The following is a 26945-nucleotide window of genomic DNA, read 5'->3' on the forward strand; positions in this document are numbered from 1 at the left end:
CCACGGACGAAACGACATGACCAGTGAACTCCACGCCACGCCCCGGCAGAGCCTCATCCACCGCCCGCAGCTCGACACGCCGCTGGCATTGTCGCTGGTGGTGCCTGTCTACAACGAGGCGGAGACCGTTGCGCTGTTCGTCGAGCGCGTCGAGCAGGTGTTCGCCGATCCTGATGCCGTGCGAGTGGAGTACGTCTTCGTCAACGACGGCAGTGAGGACGATACGCTCGATGTACTCCTGCTGCTGCAACGACGCATCGCACGGATCAGGATCGTCGACCTGAGCCGCAATTTCGGCAAGGAAGCGGCCCTGAGTGCCGGTCTGCGTTGTGCCACGGGCCAGGTGGTGGTGCCGATCGACGTCGATCTCCAGGATCCGCCCGAACTGATCCCGACCATGATCGAACGCTGGCGGGAAGGCTATGACGTGGTGCTCGGGCATCGCATCGATCGCGCCTCCGACTCCTGGGCCAAACGGGCGTCGGCCAACTGGTTCTATCGCATCCACAACAAGATCGCCGATCCGGCGATTCCCGAGAACGTCGGCGACTTCCGCCTGATGGACCGCCAGGTCGTGGATGCGCTGAATGACCTGCCCGAGTCCCGGCGTTTCATGAAGGGCCTGTTCGCCTGGGTCGGGTTCCGTACCACCCATATCGACTACAGCCGCCCGGAAAGAGTGGCCGGAACCAGCAAGTTCAATGGCTGGCGCCTGTGGAACTTCGCCCTCGAAGGCATCACCAGTTTCAGCACCGATCCCCTGAAGATCTGGACCTACCTCGGCATCGCCGTGTCCTTGAGCGCCTTCCTGTTCGCCATACTGATCGTCCTCAAGGTGGTGCTCTTCGGCATCGACGTGCCTGGCTACGCCTCGCTGATGGTCGCCGTGACCTTCCTCGGCGGCCTGCAACTCATCGGCATCGGGGTGCTGGGCGAGTATCTCGGCCGCACCTACCTGGAATCCAAGCGCAGGCCCGTGTATCTCGTCCGGCGCATCTACGAAGCAGAGGACTGAGCATGGACCTCAAGGAAACCGACATCCTGGGCGAGCATATCGCCGACCACTGGTATTACCGATCCAAGCGGGCCGCCGTGCAGCAGTTCCTCGGCGACATGCGCCCCTCGAGCATCCTAGACGTGGGCGCCGGCTCCGGCTTCTTCTCCCGCGCCCTGCTGGCCGAAGGCAGCGCCGGCGAGGCCTGGTGCGTGGACATCAGCTACTCGGCGGACTCCGATGCCAGCGAGTCCGGGAAGCCGATCCGCTTCCGTCGCTCAGTGGACCGCCTGGACTCCGACCTGGTGCTGCTGATGGATGTCCTGGAGCATGTCGACGACGATGTCGGCCTGCTTCGCCACTACGTCGAGAAGGTGCCCCACGGTGCGCACTTCCTGATTTCCGTACCGGCCTTCCAGTTCCTCTGGAGCGATCACGATGTATTCCTCGAGCACAAGCGTCGCTACCGGCTCACCGATATCGAACGGGTCGCAGAGCAGGCCGGGCTCGAGGTGCTGAAAGGCGCCTACTACTTTGGCGGCGTATTCCCGATAGCCGCCACCCTGCGCCTGTTCGAGCGACTCAGGGGTGATGCCGTGCGCCAGCCCAGATCGCAGCTCAAACGACACAACGGGGTGGTCAATGCAGCCCTGCAGGCACTATCCATGGTGGAGTTGCCGGTACTGCGCTTCAATCGTGTCGCCGGTCTGACAGCATTTTGCCTGGCTCGGCGCCCATGACCCACGATGAGAGCCTGTCCATGCGCCGCCTGCTTCGCAGCCGCCTGCTGAAGGAGGTGCTGCTCGCCGCCCGCTTCGGTGTCGTCGGCGTAGGCGCCACCGCACTGCACATCGGCATCGTCTGGCTGCTGCTGTCCCATACGACATGGCCGGTGCTGCTCGCCAACCTGGTCGCCTTCCTTTGTGCCTTTGGCCTGTCGTTCTCCGGCAACTACATCTGGACCTTTTCTGCGCCGGGCTCGCCAAGCAGGGCGATGCGCCGCTTCTTCCTGATTTCCCTGAGCGCCTTCCTGGTCAACAGCGGCTTGCTGGCTGCGCTGCTGGCCGCCGGCTGGCTTTCGCCGCGTCTGTCCGCCATCGCGTCGGCCGCCGTGGTACCGGGCATCACCTTCCTGGCCAGCCGACTCTGGGGGTTCAGACACTAGCCATGGAACGGACATTGAAAACCGCCGGAACCAACCTCGCGATGCGCACCTCAACCGATTCGCGTCATTCGCTGTGGATCCCCGTACTGCTGGCCTGCCTGCTGTTCCTGGCCCTCGGGGGCCAGTCCATTCTGTTGCCATCGAACACCGGCTGGCTGATGCGTGGCTTCTTCGACCCGCCGACCAATCTGCTGGGGTGGGAGTTCTTCCGTGAAACCCCCTTGCTGCAATTCCCTCTGGGCGCCAATCCACGCTATGGCATGGAACAGGGAAGCTCCATCGTCTTCTCCGACTCGCTGCCACTGTTCGCCCTGCCATTCAAACTGATCGGCCCGCTGCTGCCCGACAGCTTCCAGTACTTCGGCCTGTGGGTGCTGACCTGCATGGTGCTGCAGGGGGTATTCGGCTACCTGACGCTATCGCGTTTCGTTGAAGACCGGCGCCAGCTGTGCCTGGGCACCGGCCTGCTGTTGCTGCTGCCTCCCTACCTGATGCGCTTCTCGATCCACCTCGCACTGGGTGGCCAGTGGCTGCTCATGGCCGGGCTGTACCTCTATTTCGACAAGGCCTACCGAGTGCGCTTCTGGTTGGTGCTGCTGGCGGTCGCCACCCTGACCCACGCCTACCTGCTGGTCATGCTCGGCGCGATCTGGGGCGCCGATCTGCTGCAACGCCTGCTGCGGCGCGAAGCGAGCCTTGCCCGCTGCGTGGTGCGCGGGCTGACCGGCTGCGCCCTGGTCCTGACGATAATGTGGCTCCTGGGCTACTTCATGCTGGGCTCGTCGCCGGCAGCGACGGGCTCCTACGGACGAATGAACCTGTTGTCGCTGATCGATTCTCGAGGGGCCTGGTCGCGGCTGCTGCCCGGACTACAGCTCCCCTTCATCGAGGGCGACGGTTTCGCTTACATGGGCGTGGGTATGCTGGGACTGCTGGCCATTGCCTGTCTCCTGGCAATTGGCCGCCGCGGACAATGGAGCCACACGCTCATCTGGCCCCTGATCGTGATGAGCGTTCTCCTGCTGTTGGTATCGCTGACCAATACAGTGAGCATCGGCCACCATACCCTGATCCAGTTCGAGATACCGGACTGGGCGGTGCGTCTGTACCAGATATTCCGTTCGCCGGGTCGGATGTTCTGGCCGGTGTTCTATCTGCTCTGCGTGACAACCATCGCCATCGTCTGCACTCGTACCCGGCCGCAGATCGCCTTGGGCCTGCTCGCCATTGCCCTGATCGCGCAGATCTACGATCTGTCCAACGTGCTTGCCGGTACGCGCAATCACTTCCAAGGGCACTGGAACAATCCCCTGACCTCCAGGTTGTGGACCGAACTCGGTTCCCGCTACGACAAGGTGCTCTACATTGCGCCAACCAACGTTCCGCCGGACTTCATCCCCCTTTCGAACTTCGCTCTGCACCACGGCATGTCGATCAATGCCGCCAACTTCGCCAGGGTTGACACCGAGGCTCAAGCAAGAACCCAGGCCGCCCTGGCAGCCCAGGTGCAGGCAGGCACCTACGATCCCAAGGCCCTCTATGTCTTCAATGATCTTGCTCTCTGGGACCAGGCCCTGCAGTCACACGGTGCGGACGACGCGATGGGGGAGCTCGATGGCATCAAGCTGCTGCTCCCGGGCATGGGCCAATGCGAAGGCTGCCGGGATGCCGGCTTCGTGCCCAAGCACTGGGGCTTCTGGCCGGCCGAACACCTGCCTACGCTCATCGGCCAGTTGCGCGATGGCCGCCTGGTGGCCCAGCCCGGCATCTCGGGCTACCTGAGTTACGGTCCATACACCCACATCCCCCAGGGTAAGCTGCGCTACCGCATCACCTACAGCGCCAGCGGCAGTCCATCACAGCCGGTGGGTAACTGGGATGTCGTCAGCAATGCGACGACCCAGGTGATCATCCTGGCCCAGGGCCCGCTGATGGGTACCGAAGGCGAACCCAGGACGCTGGAGGGTATTTTCGACGTGGCAACGGCCAGCTCGAGCGCGGAAATCCGTACCTTCAGCAATGGAGCCGGCGAATTGGCGTTGATCAGCGTCGAACTCCTGCCTGAGCGCTAGGTAATATTCGCCTGCACAGTAAGGCGCCGGAACGGCATAACAGTGCCCCTGGGGACCTCGACTGTGCCGGAATGATCGTCGGCGCTTGTGTCTGTGAGGGCCACGCCCGGGGCGTGCATCCTGTCCTTCCGTCACCAGAAGGACAACCACATGAACCGGGTTCTCGCTCCTTTCCGTTCGTCTGCCGGTTCGCGCCTGGACGCCCGAAGCCTGTGGCGGAAGATCGCTGGTCGGATCGCCATGTACCTGCAAAACGCCCGCACCCGCCACCAGCTCGCCCAGCTCGGCGAACGCGAGTTGGCCGACGCCGGCATCGACCGTTGCCAGCGCGAGCGGGAACTTTCGAAACCTTTCTGGCGCTGAGCGGCTGGCCGCGGCGGGCGGGCTCCGCTAGTCTGCATCGGTAGCGCGCGGCAGCTTTGGCCGCGCGGTTTCATCTCGACTGGGAGTGTCCATCCATGAATCGTCTGCGCCTGCTTACCGCCGCCGCCCTGCTTACCTGCGCCAGCGGCGCCTTCGCCACCAGCTTCATCGTCACCACCGATGCGCTGGTCGGCGCCACCAAGGCCACCTCCGACGGTACCACCGACATCACCAACTCCTTCCGCGACGACAAGATCGTCCTGGACGCCCGCGACGACGCCGCCACCTTCGTCGCCACCGCCGGGCAGGTGCGCGGCGCGCACCTGGAAGCGGCGCTGCGGCACATCCGCGGCAAGCTGCCGAGCCTGGCCGCCAACGACCTGCAGCTGGCCCAGGCGATCCTGGTCATCTAACTTCCCCCTCGGCCCGGAGGCGCCTTTTCAGAGCGTCTACCGGGCCTGCAAGGCTGGCTCTTGCCGGCACATTCCGTTAGCCTTGTCGGCTGTGCTTTTCCGATCGCCATAGCCCATGCGCAGCCTCCTATTCCTGCTCACCGGCCTCTGCCTGGCCACCCCCGCGCTGGCCTTCGAACAGACCACCATGTTCGTCGCCGGCAGCAGCTACGTGACCAGCAAAGTCACCAGTACGCCTTTCGAGAACAAACTGCTCGGTGCCGCCCGCGATGATGCCGCCAGCTACATCGCCACCGACGGCCGGGTGCGCGGAGCGCGCCTGGAACAGGCGTTGCGCTGGCTGCGCAAACAGCACCCGGAGCTCGCGGCGAACGATCGGGAACTGGCCGAAGCCATTCTTGCCCAATAGTCAGTCGTGAGCAGCGCCCGCTGCCGTTTCGGAGACTCCCATGCGCCTCAGCTCGATCCCCAAGAGCCCCCTGATCCTCGGCCTGCTGCTGGCCGCCTGCGCCTCCAGCGCCCAGGCCCAGTCGGTCATCCGCCTGTTCAACATCACCACCAACGCCATCGGCCGCAGCGTGGACTTCACCTCCGACACCACCACCTCGATCCGCGACATGAAGATCGTCCGCGAGGCCCGCGACGACGCCGCCAGCTTCGTCGCCAGCGAAGGCGCCATCCGCGGCGCGCAGCTGGAAGCGGCGCTGAAGGTGGTCCGCGAGAAGGTGCCGGACGCGCGCGAGGCCTCCGACCAGCAGCTGGCCGAAGCCATCCTCGCTCTGTGATCCCCCGCGGCGGCCGCGCTCTGGCGGCACTGGGCCTGCTCGCCGCCTTCGGCGCCCGGGCCGATCTGCGCCTGGAGCTGCTGCCCGACGGCCTCGCCCCGGCGCAGCGCCAGGCCAGCCAGCAGCTGCTGGATGACGTCCGCCAGGCGCTGCCGCCACTCTTCGTCCAGGCCCTGGACCGCCGCGTCGAGGTTCAGTGGCGCGACGACCTGCCGGGCAACGGCATGGGCCAGGCCCTGCGCCCCGGCGCCATCGCGCTGAACCGCAAGTACCTGGCCGCCCTCGCCGACGGCAGCGCCGCCACCCTCAAGACCGGCCGCAGCCACGGCACCCTGCGCCGCGAACTGCAGGCCACGGTGGTCCACGAGCTGACCCACCTGTACGACCGCGGCCGCCTCTGGCTGCCCGCCGAGGCCCGGCTGATCCAGCGCTGCACGCGCCAGCAGGGCAGCATCGGGCGCATCGGCGAGGGCGCCGAGTGCCGCGGCCAGGCCAACCGCCGCTTCACCCTCTCCGACGACCCGCGCCTGCTCGACCTCGCCGGCTGGCCGCAACTGGCCGGCAAGCGTGGCCAGCGCGAGCACGACAACCGCTTCGTCCTGCGCAGCCCGGACCGCTACGAGCTGAGCAACCCGCGCGAGTTCGTCGCGGTGAACATGGAGTACTTCGTCCTCGACCCCAGCTACGCCTGCCGCCGCCCGGCGCTGTACCGCTACTACGCCGAGCGCTTCGGCGAGCGCCCGCAGCGCCAGGCCTGCGAACAATCCTTCGCCTACCTCAACGCCGGCCGCGACTTCGGCCGCCAGCCGCTGGGCAGGCTGGACCCGGAGCGCGTCTACGAGGTCGACTACCTGCTGGCCGAGGCCAACGACCAGTGGATGAGCCGCTGGGGCCACGCCATGCTGCGCCTGGTGGTCTGCGCCCCGGGCCGGCCGCGCGGCCCGGACTGCCGGCTGGACCTGGACCAGCACCTGGTGCTGTCCTACCGCGCCTTCGTTGGCGATCTGCAGCTGTCCAGCTGGGACGGCCTGACCGGTTCCTACCCGTCGCGGCTGTTCGTCCTGCCGCTGTCCCAGGTGATCGAGGAATACACCAAGATCGAGCTGCGCAGCCTGGCCTCGATCCCGCTCAAGCTCAATCGCCAGCAGATCGACGAGCTGGTGGAGCGGGCCATGCAGGTGCACTGGGGCTACGACGGCAACTACTACTTCATCTCCAACAACTGCGCGGTGGAAACCCTCAAGCTGCTGCGCAGCGGCATCCCCGACCCGCGCCTGCAGGACCTCGACAGCATCACCCCCAACGGCGTGGTGCAGATTCTGGAGAACCGCGGCCTGGCCGACGCCAGCGTGCTCGACGAGCCCAAGCGCGCGCTGCGCCTGGGCTACCGCTTCGACTCCTTCCGCGACCGCTACCAGGCGATGTTCGAGGTGCTGCGCCAGCGCCTGGACATTCCCCAGAGCAAGGTCGAGGACTGGCTGGCCCTGCCCGCCAGCGAGCGCCGCGCCTGGTTCGACAAGGCCGATCTGCGCGCCAGCGCCGCCATGCTGCTGCTGGAGCAGGCCTCGCTGCGGCGCCAACTGCAACTGGCCCAGGACGAGCTGAAGCGCCTGTACCTGGGCCACCGCGACGACGCCCGCGCCGACCCCAAGCTGGTGGCGGCGGGCAAGACGCTGCAGCAGATCCTCGACGACAGCGGCTTCCTCAGCCAACCGGCGGAGCTGCTGGACAGCGGCTACGGCCTGCCGCAGCCGGGCGAGTCGACGCGCCTGGAGCAGCAGACACTGGCCCGCCAGGCACGCCTGCGCCAGCTCAGCGACGACCTCGACCAGGAGGTCCGCGCGCTGCTGGAGCCGGAACGCCGCGAGGAGTTGCAGGCGCTGGAGGCCAACCTCAAGCAGCTCGGTGCGCATCTGCGGGCGCTGCACAAGGCGGCGGGTGGGTTCGAGTTGCCTTGAGGGGCTGTTTCTGTAGGAGCGACTGCGCCAAAGCGCTTTTCGTAGGATGGGTTGCAGGGGAGCACGTTGGGAGCGAGCTTGCTCGCGAACGGTGGTCAGCTGCGGCTTCGGTACGTTGGTTTGACTTCGCTCCCTCTCCCCAGCCCTCTCCCTGAAGGGAGAGGGGGCTAGTCCGTGCCGAGATGAGGCATGGTTTCAGCCTGGCAGCAACGGAATTGCCGGCTGACTCCAGAACATCCAAGCACACCGAACGGTCCCCTCTCCCTTCAGGGCGGGGCGCGCAGCCGAGGGTTAGGGAGAGGGGCTCTTCAGGACACGCACCGAGCCATCGGGCTGCGTTCCGTTCGCGAGCAAGCTCGCTCCTACACAAAACCCACCACCCCAAACAAAAAACGCGCCCAAAGGCGCGTTTCTCATCAACCGAAGAACCCCTCAGCGGCGCCCCTCCAGCTTGAAGTAGAAGACCTTGGTCGCCTGCCGCGCGACGATGCGGCCGCCGCTGACGCGAGGCTCGAAGCGCCAGGTGTCCATGGCCTGGCGCACGGCGTTGTCGAACATCCGCGGCGGCGAGGAATCCAGCACCTGGATGTCGTCGATGCGGCCGTCGGCGGTGATGGTGAACAGCACTTTCACGTGGCCTTCGATGCCGCGGCGCTGGGCCATCAGCGGGTACTTCGGCGAATCCATGCGCAGCGGCTTGATGTCGCTGTCGTTGAGGCTGCCGGTGGGCAGGCCGGCCGGGCCCTGGGTGCCGGTCGGGGCGGCCTGGGCGCCCGGGGTGCTCTGGCCCACGGTCGGCGCGGCCGGAGGCGGCGGCGGGGCGGGCGGCGTCGGCTCGGCCTGGGCTTGCTCGGCCGGCTCGGGTTCGGGCTTGGGTTTCGGCTTGGGCTTGGGCGCCTTCTTCGGCACCGCCTTTTCCACCGGCTTGGGCTTGGGTTTCGGCGGCTCCGGCTTGGGCGGCTCGACCACCGGCTCCGGCGGCGTGGGTTGCGGCGGCTGCGGCTCGGGCGCTGCTGCCGGCGGCTCCTTCACCGGTTCGGGCTTGGGCGGCAGCTGCACCACGCTGACCTGCATGGTCGGCACTTCGCCACGGCCGAGGTTGAGCTCGTCGGGGCTGGGCACGGCCCAGACCAGGCCGGCGACCACGGCCAGGTGCAGCACCACGGACAGCCCGGAAGACTTCCACCAGCCCGCCTGCTGGGGCGGCTGCTCCGCGTCTTCCACGCCCTCCACGGGCGCGGCGTAGGGGATCAGCAGTTCGGCGACGGGAACTTCCTCGTCGCGGCGGGCGCCGGAGCAGTCCACCAGACGCAGGTTGGCTTCATTGCCACGCTGGGCGCTGACGCAGGGCAGCGAGAGTCCTTCGTCGCTGTCGGAGGACGAAGGAAGTTCCGCGGCGGACGCGACGAGAGTGGAACTCGCCGGCGAGCGCGATTGCGATGGCGACATGGGAGAAGCCTGTGGAGAAATGACAGAATCTGATAATTATTATCATTCGCCCCGGGTATGGCAACCTTATTGGCCATCCGGCAACCAGGCGCAGGTCAACATTTGCTGCTGCAGCGCCTGCGGATCCTGCTCTTTGGCGAAGATCAGCTCCAGCCGATTGTCCCGCCGCCAGGCGCTGGGCTGCCAGGGTTCGGCGCCCGTCACCCGGTTGCAGGCCAGCCAGCCGTCCTCGCAGTGCAGCACCGCCTTGGCCCGCAGCAAGCCGTCCAGGCCGGCCAGCCAGGCCTCCAGCGCCGCGCGGCGGAAGCGCCAGTCGGCGTGCAGGCGCCAGCCGACGGCCTGGTGTCCACCGTCGCTGTGTACCTGGCGCAGGGGCGCGGCACGGGTCAGCAGTACCGGCAGTTCGGCCGTGGGGGCTGGCAGCTCCACCGCCGCGGCCGGGTCGAACGCTGCGACGAACGGCAGGCTCGCGAAGGGCAGGCGCCCCTGCTCGGTCCACACCAGCGGCAGCGCCGGCAAGGCGGCGGCTTGCAGACGCGCGCGGACCGCCTCATCCAGGGCTTCGCTCTTGTTCAGCACCAATAGCGCGGCATCGGCCAGGGCGTCCTGCTGCGCCTCCGGCAGGGCGGCCCCGCCGGCCAGCGCCGCGGCATCCAGCACCAGCAGCAGCGGCTGCGGCGCCAGCACGCCGCGCCAGGGCGCCTCGCCCAGCTGGCGCAGCAGGGTGCGCGGGTGGCCGAGGCCGGAGGGCTCGATGAACAGCCGCTGCGGCCGCGCCTTGCGCAGCAGGCGGGCGAGGCCGACCTGGAAGGGCGCACCGTTGACGCAGCACAGGCAGCCGCCGGCCACCTCGCCTATGGCCACGCCGTCGGCGTCGGCGGCCAGCAGCGCGGCGTCCAGGCCGACCTGGCCGAATTCGTTGACCAGCACCGCCCAGCGCTCGCCAGGCGGGCGCTGGGCCAGCAGGTCGCGGATCAGGCTGGTCTTGCCGGCGCCCAGTGGGCCGCCGATCACATGGGTGGGAATCTGTTCGAGCATGGCGCCATGTTGCCGCCTGACGCAGGCCGGGAAAAGCGCTAGAGTCGGCCCTTCGCTCAAAGGACCCCGTTTTCATGCGTCTGCCGGCCCTGTTCCTGTCGTCCTGCCTCGCCCTGCCAGCCCTTGCCCACGCCGAAGCCTGCGTGGTGCACAGCCGCGGCAAGAACCTCGACGTGAAGGTCTGCCAGCAGAACCGCAGCATCCCGGCGAAGCTGTTCCACGAAGGCTTCTGTCAGCCGCAGCTGAAGGACCAGCAGGTCGAGGTGACCTACGCCGACGCCTGCCCCAGCGGCGCCTTCGGCGTCTGCAACAACGCCCAGGTGCCCAACAGCCCCTACCGCCAGGACATCCACTACTACGGCGTAGCCAGCGACGCGCGCTTCCTCCAGCCGTTCTGCGAAAGCCAGAGCAAGGGCCAGTGGCAGGCCGGCAAGTGACCGTCACGCGCCTGTCATGGGCGGCTGTTCTACTGCTGGTCGGGTACCTCACACCCACTGGCGCCCCACGCCAGCAAAGATCTTGGTGATAGGGCCGCCCCGCGCGGCCCTCTTTTTTCCGACTCTATTTCCCGCGTTTTCGCCATCCGGACCGGCGGTATCGCCGTTCGTCCGCGCAAAGGTGTCTTGCGCAGCCGCCCCTTCTGTCAGAAGGTCACATCCGCTAAGTTTTCAGAGCGTGAGGTACCTTGGGGGTTACGCATGAGCACGTCTATGAACCTGGACGGCCCCTTCTATCCACCGGCGCTGGGGGCGCCGGAACGACTCAGCGCGGAGCAGTTGCGCGCCTCGCTGGAAATCACCATGGCCGAGCACGGCGGCGGCGCCGTCTGGCTGTTCGCCTACGGCTCGCTGATCTGGCGCCCGGAGTTCCCGGTGGCCGAGGCCAGCCGTGCGCGGGTGCACGGCTACCACCGCGGGCTTTACCTGTGGTCGCTGACCCACCGCGGCACCCCGGAGATGCCCGGCCTGGTGCTCGGCCTGGACCGCGGCGGCTCCTGCGCCGGCTTCGCCTACCGGCTGCCCGACGACGACCTCGACGCCAACCTGTTCGCCCTCTGGCAGCGCGAGATGCCCTACGCCTCCTACCGCCCGGAATGGCTCAGCTGCCGCCTGGAGGATGGCCGCCGGGTGCGCGCCCTGGGTTTCGTCCTCGAACGCCACCTGCCCAGCTATGCCGGCTCGCTGCCGGACAGCATCGTGCAGCGCGTGTTCGACAGCGCCCAGGGGCACTTCGGCACCACCCGCGAATACGTCGAGCAGACGGTCAGCGCGCTGCGCGCCTGCGCCATGCCCGACCTGAACCTGGAGGCCCTGCTGGCGCGCTGCTGCGCCAAGGCCAGCGGCTGAGTCAGGGCGTCGGCTGGCGCACCTCGATCGGTTGCGCCGGCGTCTCGTCCAGCCCCCAGTCTGACCCATCCGCCCAGTCCTCGCCGAAGGTCTCGATGGGGTGCTGGGTGCGGCTGGAGCCATTGCCGCAACCCATGGCCGAGGCCGGGCAGTAGCGGTCGCAGCCCCAGCAGATGCGTTCGGGGTGGGCGGGGTGCAGGGGGAATTTCTTGGCCATGGAGGTTCGCCTGAAGGGAGTGGGCCCAGCTTCGATTCAACGCCTTCCGGCGCCCTTCGTACTTGTCGCGAATCAAGAAGTGCGGGAATAAGCAAATGCAGTATAAGCAAAGCATTTTTTATTCCTTAATTTATTGACGAAGCCCACCTACACTGCCTCCCCATGACGACTTTCAGGGGGATGAACCCATGCGCAGTGAACGCGTCCGCTATGTCCTGGTGCCCGGCTGGCACGGCTCGGAGGACGAGCACTGGCAGAGCCACTGGCAGCGCGCGCTGCCCAACGCCTCGCGGGTGGAACAGCGCGACTGGGTGACGCCGCGGCATGTCGACTGGGTCGCCGAACTGGACCGCGAGATCCGCCGCCAGCCCGGCCGCGTGGTGCTGATCGCCCACAGCCTGGGCTGCGTCACCGTCGCTTCCTGGGCCCGCCGCGCCTGGCCCAGGGCCCTGGCCCAGGTGGCGGGCGCCCTGCTGGTGGCGCCCGCCGACGTCGAGCGCGAGACCTGCCACGCGGCGCTGCGCAACTTCGCCCCCATCGCCCTGGACGCCCTGCCGTTCCCCAGCGTGCTGGTGGGCTCGGACAACGACGCCGCCTGCAGCCCGCAGCGCGCCCTGCAGCTGGGCCGCGCCTGGGGCGCCGAGACGCTGATCCTGCCGGATGCCGGGCACATCAATGTGAAGTCCGGCCACGGCGCCTGGGAAGCCGGCTACCGTCACCTGTTCCGCCTGCAGTACCTGATCGACCAGCGCGAACGCCGCCGGGCCTGAGCGAGACGGAATGTAGGGGCAACTGTCTTGCGCCGATGTGCTCGTCGTAGGATGGGTTGAGCTTGCGATACCCATGCTGCCGTGGTGATGGGTATCGCTTCGCTCAACACCATCCTACGAAAAGCCGTGCTTCCCTGGAGGTGTAGGCGGGCCCTGCCCACGATTTCGCGCGCAGGGTGCGCTCCTGCATGGGAATGGTGCTCGGGCTTGCCCTCTCCCGGAGGGAGAGGGGACCGCAGGCCCCGAGCGCGGGTAGCGCGGCGTAGCGGATCTCATCCGCGATCCGGCTGTCATGCGTGTCGCGGCATGACAGCAGAAACCCATCCTACGAACCTGCCGCTCCCGCCTCGCGCCGTGCGCGGCCTTCGAGGCGGCGGCGCAGGCTGTGGCTTTCCAGGCTCAGCCGGCAGCCCTTGGCCGCCGCGGCGCGGCCCCAGTCCTCCAGCAGCTCCATGCAGGCGTGGTCGATGTAGCGCAGGTGCTGCAGCGGCACGTGCAGCGTGGTGCCCGGCTTCACCTGGTCCAGCAGGCGCGCCAGCTGCGGTACCCGCAGGAAGGTGGCGGCGCCCACCAGGCGCAGCTCGGCTTCGTCGCCGGCGCCGTTGTAGTGCAGGCTGGCCTTCAGCCGCGCGGCCTTCAGCGCCAGCTTGAGCAGGGTCAGGGCGAAGCCCACCAGCACGCCGGTGAGCAGGTCGGTGAGGACGATGCCCAAAGCCGTGGCCAGGTACACCAGCGCCGGCATCCGCCCGTAGCGCAGCAGGCCGGTGAGCGCCTTGGGATCGGCCAGCTTGAGCCCGGTGTAGACCAGCACCCCGGCCAGGCTGGCGATGGGGATCTGCCGCAGCAGCCCGCCGAGCAGGGCGACGAAGGCCAGCAGCCAGAGGCCGTGGAGGATGGCGGACAGGCGGCTGCGGGCGCCGGCCTGCACGTTGGCCGAGCTGCGCACGATCACCCCGGTCATCGGCAGCGCGCCGAGCAGGCCGCAGATCAGGTTGCCGACGCCCTGGGCGGACAGCTCACGGTCCATGTCCGAACGCGGCCCCTGGTGGATGCGGTCCACCGCGGCGGCGGAGAGCAGCGTCTCGGCGCTGGCGATGAAGGCCACCGCCAGGGCCGCCAGCAGCAGCTCGGGTTCGGCCAGGCGCAGCAGGTCGGCCGGGCGGACCCAGTCGATGGCCTGGCTGAGCTGTTCCGGCACTTCCACCCGCAGCACGTCCATGGGCAGCGCCAGGCTCGCCAGGGTCGCCGCGCTCACCCCGAGCAGGGCGCCGGGCAGGAATCGCAGGCGCGCCGGGCGGAAGCGTTCCCAGCCCCACATCAGCGCCATGGTGCCGAGGCCCAGGGCCAGGGCCTGCGGGCCGTTGCCCAGCGAGGCGGCGAGGGCGCCGGGGAACGCCAGCAGGTTGTCCAGCCCTGATGCCTGTGGCTGGAGGTCGAGCATCACGTGGACCTGCGACAGCACGATGAGGATGCCGATGCCGGCGAGCATGCCGTACACCACCGCCGGCGCGGTGACGCGGAACCAGCAGCCCAGGCGCAGGCGCCCGGCGACCAGTTGGATCAGCCCGGCCAGCAGCAGGATCGGCCCGAGCATGGCCATGCCGTGGCTGCGCACCAGTTCGAAGACCAGCACCGCCAGGCCCGCCGCCGGCCCGCTGACCTGCAGCGGCGAGCCGGCCAGCAGGCCGACCACCAGGCCGCCGACGATGCCGGTGAGCATGCCCTTGGCCGGCGGCATGCCGGAAGCGATGGCGATACCCATGCACAACGGCAGGGCGACGAGAAAGACCACCACCGAGGCCAGCAGGTCGCGGGGCAGGTTGTCCTTGAGGGCGCGCAGGGGCGCATGAAGGGGGTGGGGAACGGGCATGGCGCTGTCCTCCTTGGCTTTTTCGGGCGCGAGAAAGCCCACGACGCCGGGTCAGCGGCATCGACACGCGCAGGTTGTCAGGCCGCGCCGGCGGGCCGGCGCGGGGTTCGGGCAGGTGTCAGGTCAGGAAGCGGGCACGGCTGTCGTTGTGGAGGTGGGCGCCGTGCCCGTGAGGGTCAGGATTGCGAGTAGCGCGGGCGCGGCGTCGCCATGGGCATCGGGCCTTCGCCGTCCAGCGGGCGGAAATGGCCCACCTCGGCGTCGTAGGCCTTGATCTGGCTGGTCTCGATGTCATAGACCCAGCCGTGGATGAACAACTGCCCGCTGGCCAGGCGCGCGGCCACCGAGGGATGGGTCTTCAGGTGGTCGAGCTGGGCCACCACGTTTTCCTCGGTGAGGATGTCCAGGGTGTCGTGGCTGGCGCAGCCGCAGTTCTGCTCGACCACCGTCTTGGCCACTTCGGCGTGGCGCAGCCAGGCCTTCACCGTGGGCATGCGCTCCAGCGTCTGCGGGTCGAGCACCGCCTTCATGGCGCCGCAGTCGGAATGCCCGCAGACGATGATGTGCTGCACGCCCAGGGCCATCACCGCGAACTCGATGGCGGTGGACACGCCGCCGTTCATCTGCCCGTAGGGCGGCACCACGTTGCCGACGTTGCGGGTGACGAAGAGGTCGCCCGGCGAGCTCTGGGTGATCAGTTCGGGGACGATGCGCGAATCCGCGCAGGTGATGAACATGGCGCGCGGGTTCTGCGCATGGGCGAGCTTCTTGAACAGCGCTTCCTGTTGCGGGAAGACCTCCTGGCGGAACTGGCGGAAACCTTCGACGATGCGCCGCAGGGCCTCGTCGGCATTCTCCGTGATGTGCTCCTCACTGTGCGATTTGTCGTTCATTGCATGAGCCTCGAAGAGTGACGATGGATTTTTCCCATGCTTGCCGACGTTTCGCACATGGCGAAAAGACACAAACGTTGGGAAATGATGTTCGTGACCGTTTGGTCATCCTGTCGGCAACCCTAGACAAGGAAGATTAATCAAAAATTAAATAAACGCTCTATCTCGCACGTTACAGACATCTTTAAGGCAAGATCGCCGATGATGCCGACAAGCTATCATGGCCCGATGATGTGAATGCGCCGCCTCAGAACAGGCTCATCTGTGCCCGCGGAACCTGGAACAGCGAGCAGTCCAGCCCACCGTAGTCGCGGCGGTCCAGCCCCAGGCGGCGGGCGGCCAATTGGAAGCGCTTGGCCAGCAGTTCGGCGAACACGCCTTCCCCGCGCATGCGCGTGCCGAAGCGGCTGTCGTAGTCCTTGCCGCCGCGGCTCTGGCGGATCAGGCTCATCACGTGCTCGGCGCGGTCGGGGAAGTGCGCCTGCAACCATTGCTGGAACAGCTCGGAAATCTCCAGCGGCAGGCGCAGCAGGATGTAGCCGGCCGAGCGCGCGCCGTTGTCGTGGGCGGCTTCCAGCAGGCGTTCCAGCTCCATGTCGTTGACCATCGGGATCATCGGCGCCAGCACCGCGCTGACCGGCACGCCGTGCTCGTGCAGGGTGCGCATGGCGCGCAGGCGCGCGCCGGGGCTGGCGGTGCGCGGTTCCATGATGCGCTTGAGCTCGTTGTCCAGGGTGGTGAGGCTGAAGGCCACGCTGACCAGGTTGAGGCTGGCCAGTTCGCCCAGCAGGTCGAGGTCGCGCAGGATCAGCGAGCCCTTGGTGATGATGTGCAGCGGGTGGCGGAAGCGCAGCAGGATCTCCAGCGCCTGGCGCGTCAGGCGCTGCTCGCGTTCCAGCGGCTGGTAGGCGTCGGTATTGATGCCCAGGGCGATGGGCCGCGGCACGTAGCCGGGCTTGCTCAGCTCCGCCTCCAGGCGCTCGGCGAGGTTGGTCTTGGCGATCAGCCGCGTCTCGAAGTCGATGCCCGGCGACAGGTCCCAGTAGGCGTGGCTGGGCCGTGCGAAGCAGTAGATGCAGCCGTGCTCGCAGCCGCGGTAGGGGTTGATCGAGCGGTCGAAGCCGACGTCCGGCGACTGGTTGCGGCTGATCACCGTCTTCGCCTGCTCCATCCGCACCTCGGTGGCGCGGCAGGGCGGCGCCTCGTCCTGGTACCAGCCGTCGTCCTCGGTCTCGCTGCGGGTCGGCGCGAAGCGGTTGTGCGGATTGCTGGCGGTGCCGCGGCCACGCGGCGGCAGGGGAGAGGACATGGGTGGGCTCCAGAATTTACTGTATATAAATACAGTATTCCCATGCGAATGACAGCCCCTGCCGATGGATGGCCGGGCGTAGGGCGAATAACCGTTCGCGGTTATCCGCCGTTTGACCATGGCCCCAGGCCCCCTACGGAGCCAAACCCGAAGCCCCGCTTCAAGGCGCTCCGAACCCGACATCGGGTTGGGCAACGGCGTACAACCGCGAACGGTTGTGCGCCCTACGAATGGTGATGGGTATCGCTTCGCTCAACCCATCCTACGGCCGTACCTGTAGGAGCGGATTCATCCGCGATGCCGCCGGCAGGGCCGGCGCTCATGCTCAGATCAACACCCGCAACGACCAGTACAGCAGCGCCGCCAGGCAGATCGCCGCCGGCAGCGTCAGCACCCAGGCCAGCAGCATGTTGCGGATGGTCTGCCATTGCAGGCCGCTGCCGTTGGCGGTCATGGTCCCGGCGACGCCGGAGGACAGCACCTGGGTGGTGGACACCGGCAGGCCGTAGATGTCCGCCGCGCCTATGGTGAGCATCGCGGTGAGCTGCGCGCTGGCGCCCTGGGCGTAGGTCAGCGGCTGCTTGCCGATGCCCTCGCCGACGGTGGTGACGATGCGCCGCCAGCCCACCAGGGTGCCCAGGCCGAGGGCCAGGGCCACCGCCACCTTGACCCACGGCGGGATGAACTGGACGGTGTCCAGGCTGCGGTCGCGCAGGGCCTGCAGGGTGCTCCAGGTGTCGACGTCGAAGACCTGCTCGGTGCGGTCGAGCTGGCGGATGGTCTCCACGCTCAGATACAGCTCGTTGTGCAGCGCCAGCACCTCGTCGTCGGGCAGCCCGCTCAGGTCGTCGTGGCCGCGCAGGCGCGCGCCTATGTTGTGCAGTTGCGCGGCCAGCGCCGGCAGCACCTCGGGGGTCAGGCGCTGCTCGCTCTGGTAGTCCAGCAGCACCCGGCGCGGGGCCGTGGGGATGTCTTCCGGGGCCAGCCGGCGCAGCTGCAGTTCGGCCCGGTGCGCCAGCTCGCGCAGCTGCTGCACCTGGGCCGGCGCCTGGCCGCGGTCGACGGCGAAGCTCAGCGGCATCAGCGCGGCGAGGATCAGCATGATCAGGCCGATGCCCTTCTGCCCGTCGTTGGAGCCATGGGCGAAGGACACCCCGGTGCAGGTCAGCACCAGCAGCGCGCGGATGCCCAGCGGCGGCGGCTGGCGCCCCTGGGGCGCGCTGAACAGCGTCTTGCGCCGCGCCACGACGCGCATGCCCAGCAGTAGCAGGCCGGCGCCGAGGAAGCCCAGCAGCGGCGACAGCAGCAGGGCGTAGCCGACCTTCTGCAACTGCTCCCAGGCGCTGCCGTCGATGCCCAGTTCGCCGCTCAGCACGCCGTGGGCCAGGCTCACGCCGACGATGGAGCCGATCAGGGTGTGCGACGACGACACCGGCAGGCCCAGCCACCAGGTGCCGAGGTTCCACAGGATGGAGGCGCCGAGCAGGGCGAAGATCATCGCCAGGCCGGCGGCGCTGTCCACCCGCAGCAGCAGGTCCAGCGGCAGCAGGGTGACGATGCCGAAGGCCACCGCGCCGCTGGAGAAGAGCACGCCGAGCAGGTTCCACAGCCCCGACCAGCCCACCGCCAGCTGCGGCGGCAGGGCGTTGGTGTAGATCACCGTGGCCACCGCGTTGGCGGTGTCGTGGAAGCCGTTGATGAACTCGAAGCCCAGGGCGATCAGCAGCGCCAGGGCCAGCACCAGCAGGGTGCCGCTGGGGCGCAGCTGGCCGCCCTGGGCGAGGATGTCCAGGGCCAGGTTGCCGAAGGTGTAGACCAGGCCGCCGCCGAGCAGGAGGAAGAACAGCACTTGCCCGGTGGGCGTGGCCACTTCCTGCAGCACCGGGTTCACCGGCATGCGCGAGACGCGCGTGGCGCGCAGGGACTGGAGCAGGTGGTAACGGTCAAGCACGTCCGTTGTGCTCCCTGTCGGGGACTGCGGTGTCGGGGGCGGGGCGAGGGGGCACTGGCGGCTCCTTCCTGCAAATGCCTAATAGCCTAGTCCGCCGGGCGGCGCTGCGGTTCTCCAATGTTTCCGGGATAGACGCCCCAGGTGATATGTCAAATGGCTATTATCCGTGCAGGTCTTTCAACCACTACGCTTTCCTGGTGGGCCACCCGAGGGCACTGTCATGCAGGAAGAAAGCCCAAGTGCGTTTCCGAGATGGATGCCAGCAATGCCCTACGACCAGCTCCCGGATGTCTTCGCGCAGATTCTCGAACAGGCCATCGATGGCGTGGTGGTGCTGGACGAGCACAACCGCGTGCTGCTGTTCAACGCCGCCGCGGAGCGCCTGTGGGGCTATTCCCGCGAGGCGGTGCTGGGCCAGGACGTCGGCCTGCTGCTGCCTCGGGAGGTGCGTCCGCGTCTGGACGCCAGCCTGGACACCGAGGGCATCGTCGGCAGCCGCAGCGAGGTGCCGATGCGCTGCCGCGACGGCAGCCGGCTGTGGGGCTCGATGTCGATCTCGCACATCGAGTTCGACGGCAAGCGCCTGCTCACCGCCTTCGTCAAGGACTGCACCCTGCAGCGCCGCCAGCGCGAGCAGATGGACGTACTGTCGCTGGCCGCCAACGAGACCGACAACGCAGTCATCGTCACCGGCCGCGAGGGGCGCATCCTCTACGTCAATGCCGGCTTCAGCCGCATGTTCGGCTGGAACGCCGAGCAGGCCCAGGGGCGCTACCCCTCGGAGCTGCTGCAGGTGCCCCAGGCCAGCGTGCGGCGCTGGCGCCAGGCCGGCGCCGGGCTGTTCCGCAGCGAAGAGCTGGTGCGCGACCTGATCGGCCGGCCGCTGTGGTGCTCGGTGGTGGCCAACCCCATCCTCGACGCCCGCGGCCAGCCGGTGAACTCGGTGATGCTGCTCACCGACATCACCCACACCAAGCTGCACGAAGTGCTGCAGAACAAGGTGCTCGACGCCCTGGTGCGCGAGCGCCCGCTGGTGGACGTGATGGACCTGGTGTGCCGCGAGGTGGAGCGCATCGCCCCGGAGGTCAAGGCCTCGATCCTGCGCGTGGACGCCCAGGGGCGCATGCACCCGCTGGCTGCGCCGAGCCTGCCGGAGGCCTTCTCGCAGTCCATCGAGGGCGCGCGCATGGGCCCCCACGCCGGCAGCTGCGGCACCGCGGCCTACCGGGGCAAGGCGGTGATGGTCAGCGACATCGCCAGCGACCCGTTGTGGGACGACTACCGCCAGCTGGCGCTCCCCCTGGGCCTGAAGGCCTGCTGGTCGAGCCCGATCAAGAACAGCGAGGGCCGCGTCATCGGCACCTTCGCCTTCTACTACGAGCAGTGCCGCGGCCCGGACGAGTTGCACCTGCGCCTGGTGGACGTCAGCCTGCCGCTGTGCGCCCTGGCCCTGGAGCGCGAGGAAGCCCGCGCGCACATCCGCCAACTGGCCTTCTACGACACCCTCACCGGCCTGCCCAACCGCAGCCTGCTGCTGGCCGAGGCCGAGCAGGCGATGACGCGCATCGAGAACGACGAGGCGGAAATGGCGGTGCTGTTCATCGACCTGGACCGCTTCAAGCAGATCAACGATTCCCTCGGCCACCCGGCCGGCGACGAGTTGCTGCGCCTGGTGGCGGCGCGCCTGCAGGAAGTGGTGCGCGAGCAGGGCCTGGTGGGGCGCCTGTCGGGCGACGAGTTCGTGGTGGTGCTGCCGTACTGCGGCGGCCTGCTCGCCTCGCAGATCGCCGAGCGCATCCTCGCCCGCCTGGCCCTGGCGCACCGGGTAGGCGGCGTCAGCCTGATCACCCTGGCGAGCATCGGTATCAGCCTGTTCCCCAGTAACGGCCGGGACATGGAGACGCTGCTGCACCGCGCCGACATCGCCATGTACCAGGCGAAGAATGGTGGGCGCGGCAGCTACCGCTTCTTCAGCGAAGAGATGAACCAGCGCGCCCAGGAACGCCTGGCCCTGGAAAGCGCGCTGCGCGAGGCCGTGCAGCGCCAGGCGCTGAGCCTGCACTACCAGCCCCAGGTGCGCCTGGACGACGGCCGCGTGCACGCGGTGGAAGCCCTGGCCCGCTGGCGCCACCCGCAACTCGGCGCGGTGGCGCCGAACCGCTTCATCCCCCTGGCGGAGGAGTGCGGCATCATCGGCGAACTCAGCCAGTGGGTGCTGCGCGAGGCCTGCCGGCAACTGGCCGACTGGCGCCGGCGCGGCATCCACGTTCCGGCGGTGGCGGTCAACCTGTCCCCCGCCGACTTCCGCGACCCCGACCTGCCGGTGCGCCTGCAGGACCTGCTGCAGCGCAACGGCCTGGCCGGCACCGACCTGGTGGTGGAAATCACCGAAGGCATGCTGCTGGACAACCACCCGGCGACCCTCGACATCCTCCGCGCCGTGGATGGCTTGGGTGTACGCCTGTCGATGGACGACTTCGGCACCGGCTATTCCAGCCTGGGCTACCTGCATCGCCTGCCGATCAGCGAACTGAAACTCGACCGCAGCTTCGTCGCCCAGCTGAACGCCGGCGCGGCGGCGCAGGCGCTGACCGACGCGGTGATGAACATCGGCCGCAGCCTGGAACTGATGGTGGTCGCCGAAGGGGTGGAGGACGAGGCGCAACTGGAGCTGTTGCGCCAGCAGGGCTACCCGGTGGCCCAGGGCTACCTGTTCTCGCGGCCCTTGCCGGCGGCGGCGTTGGAGGAGTGGTTGGTGAGGCGGGGGAGAGGGTTGTAGGAGCGAGCTTGCTCGCGAATCTGGTTTGCCGGTGGCTCTGGTGTGTCGGGTTGACTCCGCTCCCTCTCCCCAGCCCTCTCCCTGAAGGGAGAGGGGGCTAGTCCGTGCCGAGAGAGGAAATGGTTTCAGCCGGATGTCGCTGAGCTTGCCGGCTAACGCCGAAACCCCCGAACACGCCGAACGGTCCCCTCTCCCTTCAGGGAGAGGGTTAGGGAGAGGGCGCTCTAAACCCCCAGCACCAATCCCACCAGCAACCTCAATCCTTCTTCTTCAGCTTCGGATTAGGGAAAAACTGCACCCCCTGCACCTTCGGATCAGCCGGCTTCTTCAACCCACTGGCATTGACCCGCGTAGCCAACTCCTTCGGCACCGACTGCCCCTGGGCGTTGAGCGTGTCGGCGTAACCGCAAGCCACGCACTCGCGGTGCGGCACGCCGTCCTCGTCCCACATCAGGATCTTGTCCTGCTCGCTGCAGGCCGGGCATACCGCGCCGGCGATGAAGCGCTTCTTCACCTCGGCCATCACGCAGCCTCCCCGGTCAGGCCGGAATGGCGCAGCAGCGCGTCGATCGACGGCTCGCGGCCGCGGAAGGCGATGAACAGCGCCATCGGCTCCTGGGAGCCGCCCTTGGCCAGGATGGCCTCGCGGAAGGCCGCGCCGGTCTGCGGGTTGAACACGCCCTCTTCCTCGAAGCGCGAGAAGGCGTCGGCCGACAGCACTTCCGCCCACTTGTAGCTGTAGTAACCGGCCGCGTAGCCGCCGGCGAAGATGTGCGCGAAGCTGTTGGCGAAGCGGTTGTACGCCGGTGGGCGCATCACCGCCACCTCGTCGCGCACGCCGTTGAGCACGTCGAGCACGCTGCGGCCGTCGCCATGGCTGGTGTGCAGTTCGAAGTCGAACAGCGAGAACTCCAGCTGGCGCACCATCATCAGGCCGGACTGGAAGTTCTTCGCCGCCAGCATCTTCTCCAGGATGTCCTGGGGCAGCGGCGCGCCGGTCTCGTAGTGGCCGGAGATCAGCGCCAGGCCCTCGGGCTCCCAGCACCAGTTCTCCATGAACTGGCTGGGCAGCTCCACCGCGTCCCAGGCCACGCCGTTGATGCCCGAGGCGCCGGCGTGCTCGACACGGGTCAGCAGGTGGTGCAGGCCGTGGCCGAATTCGTGGAACAACGTGGTCACTTCGTCGTGGGTGAGCAGCGCCGGCTTGCCGTTCACCGCCGGGGTGAAGTTGCACACCAGGTAGGCGACCGGGGCGATCAGCTGGCCGGCGGCGTCGCGGCGGCGGTCGCGGGCGCCGTCCATCCAGGCGCCGCCGCGCTTGTTGGCGCGGGCATAGAGGTCGAAGTAGAAGCGCCCGACGTGCTGGCCGTTCTCCTCGATCTCGAACAGGCGCACGTCCGGGTGCCAGCGCTCGAAGTCATGCAGCTCGCGGATCTGGATGCCGTAGAGCTTCTGCACGATGGCGAACAGGCCGGACAGCACCTTGTCCACCGGGAAGTACGCGCGCAGCGCTTCCTGCGACACGCTGTAACGCGCCTCGCGCAGCTTCTCGCCGTAGTAGCCGGAGTCCCAGCTCTGCAGCTGCGCGCAGCCCTGTTCGGCGGCGTAGGCCTTGAGCTGGTCGAGGTCCTGCTGGGCGTAGGGCTTGCTGCGCGCCGCCAGGTCGCGCAGGAAGTGCAGCACCTGCTCGGGGGATTCGGCCATCTTGGTCGCCAGCGACAGCGCCGAGAAGTTGGCGTAGCCCAGCAGGCGCGCCAGTTCCTGGCGCAGGTCGAGGATTTCCTGCATCACCGGGCCGTTGTCGTTCTGCCCGGCGTTGGGGCCCTGGTCGGAGGCGCGGGTGCAGTAGGCGGCGTAGACCTCTTCGCGCAGGGCGCGGTCGTCGGCGTAGGTCATCACCGCGAAATAGCTGGGGAACTCCAGGCTGATCAGCCAGCCGTCCAGGCCCTTGGCCTGCGCGGCCTGCTGCATCTGCGCCTTGGCCGAGTCGGTCAGCCCGGCCAGCGCCGCCTCGTCGGTGACGTGCTTGGTCCAGGCCTGGGTGGCGTCCAGCAACTGGTTGGAGAAGCGGCTGCCCAGCTCGGACAGGCGCGCCTGGATTTCCGCGTAGCGCTTCTGCTGCTCGGCCGGCAGGTCGATGCCCGACAGGCGGAAGTCGCGCAGGGCATGTTCCAGGATGGTCTTCTGCGCCACGTCGAAGTTCGCCGCGGCGGGGCTGGCGGCCAGGGCCTCGTAGGCCTTGAACAGCTCGCGGTTCTGGCCCAGCTCGGTCCAGTAGGCCGAGAGCAGCGGCAGGCAGCCTTCATAGGCCTCGCGCAGCTCGGCGCTGTTGCACACGGCGTTGAGGTGGCTCACCGGGCTCCAGGCCGCGCCCAGGCGCGCATGCAGTTCGTCCATGGCCAGCACCAGGCCGTCCCAGCTGGGGTTGGCGCCCTGTTCGGCGAGGATGCGCGCAATGCCGGCGCGGTTGTCGGCGAGTATCTGCTCGATGGCCGGCTTCACATGCTCGGGGCGGATGGCGGAGAAGGGCGGCAGGTCGTAGGACTGCAGAAGGGGATTCGCGCTCACGGTGGCAACCTTGGCTGAGGAAACACCCGGCCATCTTAAATACAATCGACGGCATCCGCAGCCTGAAGGAAAACTATCGTGGCCATACGTTCGTATCAGGGTAAAACGCCGAAACTCGGCGAACGCGTCTTCGTCGACCCCTGCGCCGTGCTCATCGGCGACATCGAAATCGGCGCCGACAGCTCGGTGTGGCCGCAGGTGACCATCCGCGGCGACATGCACCGCATCCGCATCGGCAGCCGGACCAGCATCCAGGACGGCAGCGTGCTGCACATCACCCACGCCGGCCCCTACAACCCCGACGGCTTCCCGCTGACCATCGGCGACGAAGTGACCGTCGGCCACAAGGTCCTGCTGCACGGCTGCAGCGTCGGCAACCGCGTGCTGGTGGGCATGGGCTGCATCGTCATGGACGGCGCGGTGATAGAAGACGAAGTCATCCTCGGCGCCGGCAGCCTGGTGCCGCCGGGCAAGGTGCTGGAAAGTGGCTTCCTCTACGTCGGCAGCCCGGCGAAGAAGGCCCGCCCGCTGAGCGACAAGGAACGGTCCTTCTTCGCCTATACCGCTGGCAACTACGTGAAGCTGAAGGACCAGCACATCGCCGAGGGCTATGCCGAGTAAGGCAATAGGCAGCGCGGAGACGACTGGGCGCCGGTCTGTTTGTACGGCAATGAGGTGCGCAGGAATGCTCTTCCGAGGGGGCGGCGCTTTTTAGCTGCCTACGCGGCAGTGAAGAGGTCCAGTCCCGTCTTGACCAGCTCGGGGTTTTTCTTAGCTGCCTACACGGCAGTGAAGCTCATGGCGTCGACGTTCATCAGTGGGGTGTATTTCTTAGCTGCCTACACGGCAGTGAAGGTGGCCGCCGCTGGCCAGGTACTGCTCAACCTTTTCTTAGCTGCCTACACGGCAGTGAAGCGGATTTACGACCGGCCAGACCGCTCCCCCATTTTCTTAGCTGCCTACACGGCAGTGAAGTGGACCAGGACGGCGCGCTGGTCGACGCCTGATTTCTTAGCTGCCTACACGGCAGTGAAGGGCGAGCGCATGGATGCGGCGGTGCCGGGGCATTTCTTAGCTGCCTACACGGCAGTGAAGTTGAAGCTCGGCTGAAGAATCCAAGCCGTATATTTCTTAGCTGCCTACACGGCAGTGAAGATGGTTTCCTCGGTCTTTTTCTTGCGGGTCATTTTCTTAGCTGCCTACACGGCAGTGAAGTCGAGAACGACGAATATCCGGGCGGCTTCTATTTTCTTAGCTGCCTACACGGCAGTGAAGTAGAGACTCAAGCTCCCAACTCTTTGTGGCTAAAAGGAAAACCAGCCATTAAGCCCATCTATCCCTTTTTTCGACGGCCCTTGTAAGTGACTGATTTTCCAAGATGTATAGAAGGCTCCGGAAAAAAGGGTCAGAACCAGGGAACAGTACACCCATCGCTCAGCCCATAGCGGTTGATGTGCCCGGCCACCGGTTGGCTCTGCAAAGGGCCGTGGTGGATGAACAGACGAAAGTGCTGCCCACTGCTCTGACTGCGCAACTGGACGTAGGGCAAGTCGAGCCGGCGGGCGGCGCTGTCGGGAATGCGTTGCCTGGCTTCTTCTTCGCTGAAGCCATGGCGGCGCATCTGCCGCCGCCGCAGGCGCTCCGGGTTGCTCTTGGCCTGCACGCGGCGGACCTGGCGATGCTGCGCCCCCGCGGGAACCGGCAGCAGTTCGCCCAGGTGCAGGTGGTCGCGCATGCCGGATAACCAGGGTTGAGCCATCAACGAATCTAGCGCGGCACTGGTTCCGTGCAGGCGTAGGTGGTTACCGAGGCATGGGCGCTTCTCGTCGACGGCCGGGAAGCTGATGCCGATGTTCTCCTCGGGCAGTGCCACCAATGCGCGGTGCAGCTTGGCAAACAACGCATTCATCAGCTGGGGGCTGGGGAACTCCGGATCGGGCCTGATGTGGATATCCAGGTAGTGGTCCATGGCTCACTTCTCTTCCGCTTCGCCGAAGACGCCGCCGCGGATCAGGTTGGCGATCACGAAGTGCTGCTGTTCGGGGGCTGGCGCCTGGTCCTTCAGCACCCAGCGGTCGAGCAGGCTGTAGAAGTCCAGCTTCTCCCGCGGCTGGCGATAGGCCTTGCCCTGGGAGGTCACCGAGCCATAGGGCTCCACGGCAATAGGGCCGAGACCGTCCTCGTCGGGGTACCAGGTGTCGATGGTGCGCAGGGCGTTGCCGATCTTCTGCGAGTGGATGGCGGCGACCTCGCGGACCTGGTACAGGGTCTTGCTCTTCTGTCCGCGCTTGTCGCCGCGGTCGAGGATGAGTTCCTGCGAAGGGAAGACTTCCTGGCCGTCGCCGATGCGGGCAAAGGCGATGACTTCCAGCAGAACGTGGCCTTGGCCGGCCAGCCCCTCGGCGATCAGGCCGGCCAGACCGTCCAGTTCGTCACCGTCGTCGAAGGCGCGGAGGCTGTGGGCGAAGGCGTCGAAGGTCCAACTCTGCGCCGCTTCGCCGTTGCGCAGGTGGCGCACGTGGACCTCTATGGCCTCGGCGCCAGTGCGGTTGCGCCAGAGGAATCGCCCGTTGGCCAGGTTGCCGGCATAGCGGCGCGCCAGTTCGCCGAAGCCCTGGCTGCTCACGTACTGGCCGACGGTTTCCAGCAGCTTGGCCTTGTAGGCGGTGTCGTTGCAGGCGGACGGCGTACCGGCACCGCCCAGCACGCGCAAGGTGAAGCGCACTCTTAAGGTGTCCGCATCGTTGGGCAGGTTGGCCACATCCACGGTCTGCAGGTTGGGCGACTGGATGGAGGCGTCGAGCTTCGCCGGGTCGCGGTCCTTGGTCTTCAGACGGTTGGAGATGGTGCCGCGTACGGATTTCTCGCGGATGGCCACGCTGGTCCAGCCGGCGGAGTCGCCACGGTTTTCCCAGCGCCCGGCGCTGAACAATGCGTCGGACGGGTCGAGCTTGCGCTCGAAGGCCAGAACGGAAGCGGTGCTGAGTTCTTGCTTGGACATGTCG

Annotated in this window: 25 protein-coding genes and 1 CRISPR repeat array; of the genes, 14 read left to right on the forward strand and 11 right to left on the reverse strand. The window is 67.5% G+C overall.

The window, feature by feature from the left end:
- Window positions 1–16 precede the first annotated feature (16 nt).
- The 9 genes from QSJ95_RS01695 (at window position 17) to QSJ95_RS01735 (ending at window position 7750) form a co-directional block, all read left to right on the forward strand.
- A complete protein-coding gene (locus QSJ95_RS01695) occupies window positions 17–1015 on the forward strand; it encodes a glycosyltransferase family 2 protein (protein WP_285639456.1) in 999 nt (332 codons plus the stop codon).
- Between the two features lie 2 nt (window positions 1016–1017).
- Window positions 1018–1734 (forward strand): class I SAM-dependent methyltransferase, encoded by a 717-nt coding sequence (locus QSJ95_RS01700; protein WP_285639457.1) that lies wholly within the window; start codon window positions 1018–1020, stop codon window positions 1732–1734.
- A 20-nt stretch (window positions 1735–1754) separates the two neighbouring features.
- On the forward strand, window positions 1755–2159 hold the full coding sequence (locus QSJ95_RS01705; protein WP_064987656.1) for a GtrA family protein: 405 nt from the start codon (window positions 1755–1757) through the stop codon (window positions 2157–2159).
- A gap of 2 nt (window positions 2160–2161) precedes the next feature.
- Complete coding sequence (locus QSJ95_RS01710; protein ID WP_285639458.1) at window positions 2162–4231, forward strand: DUF6311 domain-containing protein; 2070 nt, start codon at window positions 2162–2164, stop codon at window positions 4229–4231.
- Between the two features lie 150 nt (window positions 4232–4381).
- Window positions 4382–4594, forward strand: coding sequence for a DUF1127 domain-containing protein (locus tag QSJ95_RS32855; protein ID WP_024128834.1), 213 nt, complete (start codon window positions 4382–4384; stop codon window positions 4592–4594).
- Between the two features lie 95 nt (window positions 4595–4689).
- On the forward strand, window positions 4690–5007 hold the full coding sequence (locus QSJ95_RS01720) for a DUF2388 domain-containing protein (protein ID WP_043269918.1): 318 nt from the start codon (window positions 4690–4692) through the stop codon (window positions 5005–5007).
- A 115-nt stretch (window positions 5008–5122) separates the two neighbouring features.
- Window positions 5123–5416, forward strand: coding sequence for a DUF2388 domain-containing protein (locus QSJ95_RS01725; RefSeq protein WP_043269916.1), 294 nt, complete (start codon window positions 5123–5125; stop codon window positions 5414–5416).
- Between the two features lie 40 nt (window positions 5417–5456).
- Window positions 5457–5792 (forward strand): DUF2388 domain-containing protein, encoded by a 336-nt coding sequence (locus QSJ95_RS01730; RefSeq protein ID WP_058073074.1) that lies wholly within the window; start codon window positions 5457–5459, stop codon window positions 5790–5792.
- On the forward strand, window positions 5792–7750 hold the full coding sequence (locus QSJ95_RS01735) for a DUF7844 domain-containing protein (protein ID WP_285639668.1): 1959 nt from the start codon (window positions 5792–5794) through the stop codon (window positions 7748–7750). Before QSJ95_RS01730 ends, QSJ95_RS01735 begins: the two co-directional genes overlap by 1 nt.
- Window positions 7751–8182: 432 nt before the next feature.
- Here QSJ95_RS01735 and QSJ95_RS01740 read toward each other — a convergent pair whose 3' ends face one another.
- Both QSJ95_RS01740 and QSJ95_RS01745 read right to left on the reverse strand, forming a co-directional pair.
- A complete protein-coding gene (locus QSJ95_RS01740; protein WP_285639464.1) occupies window positions 8183–9199 on the reverse strand; it encodes an energy transducer TonB in 1017 nt (338 codons plus the stop codon).
- A 66-nt stretch (window positions 9200–9265) separates the two neighbouring features.
- Window positions 9266–10237 carry a CobW family GTP-binding protein gene (locus QSJ95_RS01745; protein WP_285639467.1) on the reverse strand — a complete coding sequence of 324 codons (972 nt, stop codon included), beginning with the start codon at window positions 10235–10237 and terminating at the stop codon, window positions 9266–9268.
- A gap of 74 nt (window positions 10238–10311) precedes the next feature.
- On the opposite strand from QSJ95_RS01745, the gene QSJ95_RS01750 reads away from it, so the two are divergent.
- Together QSJ95_RS01750 and QSJ95_RS01755 are read left to right on the forward strand one after the other, a co-directional pair.
- Complete coding sequence (locus tag QSJ95_RS01750; RefSeq protein WP_058073070.1) at window positions 10312–10674, forward strand: hypothetical protein; 363 nt, start codon at window positions 10312–10314, stop codon at window positions 10672–10674.
- 261 nt (window positions 10675–10935) lie between these two features.
- Window positions 10936–11583 carry a gamma-glutamylcyclotransferase gene (locus QSJ95_RS01755; protein WP_043269912.1) on the forward strand — a complete coding sequence of 216 codons (648 nt, stop codon included), beginning with the start codon at window positions 10936–10938 and terminating at the stop codon, window positions 11581–11583.
- Between the two features lies 1 nt (window position 11584).
- Here the strand turns inward: QSJ95_RS01755 and QSJ95_RS01760 are convergent, their stop codons facing one another.
- A complete protein-coding gene (locus QSJ95_RS01760; protein WP_009614763.1) occupies window positions 11585–11800 on the reverse strand; it encodes a DUF3079 domain-containing protein in 216 nt (71 codons plus the stop codon).
- 188 nt (window positions 11801–11988) lie between these two features.
- Here QSJ95_RS01760 and QSJ95_RS01765 point away from each other — a divergent pair, with 188 nt between their 5' ends.
- Complete coding sequence (locus QSJ95_RS01765) at window positions 11989–12570, forward strand: alpha/beta hydrolase (RefSeq protein ID WP_285639472.1); 582 nt, start codon at window positions 11989–11991, stop codon at window positions 12568–12570.
- 325 nt (window positions 12571–12895) lie between these two features.
- Here the strand turns inward: QSJ95_RS01765 and QSJ95_RS01770 are convergent, their stop codons facing one another.
- The 4 genes from QSJ95_RS01770 to QSJ95_RS01785 all read right to left on the reverse strand — a co-directional run bounded on the left by QSJ95_RS01770 (window position 12896) and on the right by QSJ95_RS01785 (window position 18539).
- The gene (locus QSJ95_RS01770; protein WP_285639475.1) at window positions 12896–14440 is read right to left on the reverse strand and encodes a SulP family inorganic anion transporter; all 1545 of its coding nucleotides are present in this window, start codon (window positions 14438–14440) and stop codon (window positions 12896–12898) included.
- Between the two features lie 176 nt (window positions 14441–14616).
- Complete coding sequence (locus QSJ95_RS01775; protein ID WP_285639477.1) at window positions 14617–15333, reverse strand: carbonic anhydrase; 717 nt, start codon at window positions 15331–15333, stop codon at window positions 14617–14619.
- Between the two features lie 247 nt (window positions 15334–15580).
- Window positions 15581–16642 (reverse strand): PA0069 family radical SAM protein, encoded by a 1062-nt coding sequence (locus QSJ95_RS01780; protein ID WP_285639479.1) that lies wholly within the window; start codon window positions 16640–16642, stop codon window positions 15581–15583.
- Window positions 16643–16967: 325 nt separating this feature from the next.
- Entirely contained in the window at window positions 16968–18539 is a 1572-nt protein-coding gene (locus QSJ95_RS01785) for an inorganic phosphate transporter (protein ID WP_502945256.1), read from the reverse strand.
- 319 nt (window positions 18540–18858) lie between these two features.
- Here QSJ95_RS01785 and QSJ95_RS01790 point away from each other — a divergent pair, with 319 nt between their 5' ends.
- Complete coding sequence (locus tag QSJ95_RS01790) at window positions 18859–21372, forward strand: EAL domain-containing protein (protein WP_285639483.1); 2514 nt, start codon at window positions 18859–18861, stop codon at window positions 21370–21372.
- 256 nt (window positions 21373–21628) lie between these two features.
- Here the strand turns inward: QSJ95_RS01790 and QSJ95_RS01795 are convergent, their stop codons facing one another.
- Window positions 21629–21895, reverse strand: coding sequence for a YheV family putative zinc ribbon protein (locus tag QSJ95_RS01795; protein ID WP_285639485.1), 267 nt, complete (start codon window positions 21893–21895; stop codon window positions 21629–21631).
- Window positions 21895–23940 carry an oligopeptidase A gene (gene prlC, locus QSJ95_RS01800; protein WP_285639487.1) on the reverse strand — a complete coding sequence of 682 codons (2046 nt, stop codon included), beginning with the start codon at window positions 23938–23940 and terminating at the stop codon, window positions 21895–21897. The genes QSJ95_RS01795 and prlC overlap by 1 nt, the downstream gene beginning before the upstream one ends.
- Window positions 23941–24018: 78 nt before the next feature.
- On the opposite strand from prlC, the gene QSJ95_RS01805 reads away from it, so the two are divergent.
- On the forward strand, window positions 24019–24561 hold the full coding sequence (locus QSJ95_RS01805) for a gamma carbonic anhydrase family protein (protein ID WP_285639489.1): 543 nt from the start codon (window positions 24019–24021) through the stop codon (window positions 24559–24561).
- An 86-nt stretch (window positions 24562–24647) separates the two neighbouring features.
- Window positions 24648–25215: a CRISPR direct-repeat array (repeat unit 28 nt; unit sequence TTTCTTAGCTGCCTACACGGCAGTGAAG).
- A 130-nt stretch (window positions 25216–25345) separates the two neighbouring features.
- Here QSJ95_RS01805 and cas6f read toward each other — a convergent pair.
- Window positions 25346–25909 carry a type I-F CRISPR-associated endoribonuclease Cas6/Csy4 gene (gene cas6f / locus QSJ95_RS01810; protein WP_285639491.1) on the reverse strand — a complete coding sequence of 188 codons (564 nt, stop codon included), beginning with the start codon at window positions 25907–25909 and terminating at the stop codon, window positions 25346–25348.
- A 3-nt stretch (window positions 25910–25912) separates the two neighbouring features.
- A complete protein-coding gene (csy3, locus tag QSJ95_RS01815; RefSeq protein ID WP_285639492.1) occupies window positions 25913–26941 on the reverse strand; it encodes a type I-F CRISPR-associated protein Csy3 in 1029 nt (342 codons plus the stop codon).
- Window positions 26942–26945: the final 4 nt, after the last annotated feature.

Source organism: Pseudomonas sp. NBRC 100443, from assembly GCF_030268185.1.
Lineage (GTDB): Bacteria > Pseudomonadota > Gammaproteobacteria > Pseudomonadales > Pseudomonadaceae > Pseudomonas > Pseudomonas citronellolis.